The organism is Bacillus sp. S4 (assembly GCF_040838205.1).
Taxonomy (GTDB): Bacteria; Bacillota; Bacilli; order Bacillales; family Bacillaceae_G; genus Bacillus_A; species Bacillus_A cereus_U.
The window spans coordinates 1-2,133 of sequence record NZ_JBFPJI010000450.1 but is presented as its reverse complement, the minus strand read 5'-3'; the positions used below and the strand labels follow the sequence as shown (position 1 = coordinate 2,133).

The window sequence follows — 2,133 nt, the reverse complement described above, 5'->3', positions numbered from 1 at the left end:
ATATTGAACAAATCCATCTTTCTTCTCTAATACCTCAAACGATAAAAATGCACTTCGTTGCTATAAAAGGCAAAAATTTTTCGTTTTGTGGGTTATCTATTTTCTTAGCTTGATAACGATGTGGTGGTACCCCTTGTTTAAAAATACTTAGTTACGCCCAAATAACATAACAAAAAGATTAGGAAATCACTCCTAATCTTTTTTGTTTATTACTATTCCATTGCCCCAGCAACATCATAATCATTTAAATCTAATTCAATCGGTTGCCCTAACGCAAGTTTAGCAAGTTGAGATCCTAAGTATGGACCTGCTGTTAATCCTGAAGCACCTAATCCGTTCGCAATGAGTATGCCTTCAAAATTAGGTAGTGGTCCAATAACAGGTAAGAACCCTGGTGTAAACGGTCTAAAGCCAACTCTTGTTTCAACCATTGTACCATCTTCTAAACCAGGCGCTACTGTTAACGCTTTATGGAATACTTCATGTAAACCACCAGCTGTTACACGGTGATCGAAACCAGTATCATTCTCATGCGTTGCACCAATTACGACATGGCCATTGTCAAATGTTAAAATATATTGATCGTTCGGCGGCATAACAACTGGCATATTTTCTGTTGCTGTATTTTCCATTTGTAAATGAACAATTTGTCCTTTTTGGAACGTAACTAAGAAATTAATTCCTAATGGGTTCAAGATTTCGTTCGCCCATGCGCCTGCAGTTACCATTACCTTTTCCGCTACAATTGTTTCGTCGTTTACTTTAACTCCCGTAATATGATTCCCTTCACGGACTAATACTGCATCACCTTTTATGAAAGTTGCACCATGTTTTTTCGCAGCGCTTATTAATGCGTTGCGTAATAATCTTCCATTTACTCGTGCAGCGCCACTAATATGAACAGAACTATATTCTTCCGATAATGCTGGGAATAATTTTTTCGTTTCTTCAGCTGATAAGCGAGTGATTTCACCAATCTCCGGTGCATCTTCACGGCGTTTATACGCTCTCTCTTCCATTTGATCTAGTTTTTTCTCATCAGTATGTAAACTAATTGCACCTACACGGTTGTAACCTGTATCCGTTTCACCGTCTTCTTCTAATTGCTGAATTAACGAAGAATAGTAACGTGCACCGCCTTTAACGATTTTATACCATGCTTTATTACGACGTTGCGACAGCCAAGGACAGACAATACCTGCTGCTGCGTCAGTTGCTTGACCTAACTCTTGACGATCTACAATAGTAACCTTCGCACCAGCCTTAGCAAGATGATAAGCAGTAGATGCTCCTAAAATTCCAGCTCCAACTACAATATACGATTTCATTTCAAACACCTTTTCTCTTTTGCTAATTATTTAAATATAAGAACATACTTTAGTATAATGGAAGGAATCCTTTTTTCAATGTGTTCAACGTAATTAATTGTTGCATCATTGTGACGTTCCTAATCGTTATTTTTTCTTCTTACGGAATAATTCAATTGTTTTATAGCCTTGTGAAAGGATTTCAATCATTTTCTCAAGACGTTTTTCACGTGTTTTTTCTTGTTTTACAGAAAATAAATTACGTGCCCAATCTTTTTGATATCCAGGAGTTAAACTTTGATAAAATTTAAGTTCAGTGGGATGATTAGCCAATAATGCTTCCACATCTTGAATTCGATCAGCATAATCAGCAACACATTGACTTGCAGCAGGCGTTTTCTTTGCTTTTTTCTTTTCACGTTTTAAACCAACAACAGTGAAAACGTCATCCATACTTACCATTCGCGCAAATTTAATATCACTATTTCCTACATATCCATCTTCTCCAACATTTAACGCTGGAAACATTTCATCACGATGAATAAAAGTACTGTAACGAGCATTACCTTTTTTCGGATAAGCAAAAAAGACATAACCTTTCTCAAGTAACAACTCTTCATTTTTAATAATGAAATTTGTATGCTCTACCATCTCATCAAGCGTTTCTACAAAAATAAAAACAGCATCATGCTCTTTAGAAAATGTAGTTGGTTTATCTCCAAACACTTCATAATCGTTCGGTTCGTTAATAACCACCATATTCGTATACTTATTAAGTTTCAATTTATCGATAACTGACATAATAATCTTCCTCTACATTCAATAT

General features: G+C 35.9%; 2 protein-coding genes. Both read right to left on the bottom strand.

Going from position 1 to position 2,133, the window contains the following annotated elements:
- Nucleotides 1–212: 212 nt before the first annotated feature.
- Nucleotides 213–1,328 (bottom strand): NAD(P)/FAD-dependent oxidoreductase, encoded by a 1,116-nt coding sequence (locus tag AB3X48_RS21455; protein WP_016104958.1) that lies wholly within the window; start codon nt 1,326–1,328, stop codon nt 213–215.
- A gap of 126 nt (nt 1,329–1,454) precedes the next feature.
- The gene (locus AB3X48_RS21450; protein ID WP_016104957.1) at nt 1,455–2,108 is read right to left on the bottom strand and encodes a YdeI/OmpD-associated family protein; all 654 of its coding nucleotides are present in this window, start codon (nt 2,106–2,108) and stop codon (nt 1,455–1,457) included.
- Between the last annotated feature and the right edge of the window lie 25 nt (nt 2,109–2,133).

Bases quoted from the DNA above. Each gene is read 5' to 3' on its own strand.
- AB3X48_RS21450 (WP_016104957.1), bottom strand. From the start codon at position 2,108: ATGTCAGTTATCGATAAATTGAAACTTAATAAGTATACGAATATGGTG.
- AB3X48_RS21455 (WP_016104958.1), bottom strand. From the start codon at position 1,328: ATGAAATCGTATATTGTAGTTGGAGCTGGAATTTTAGGAGCATCTACT.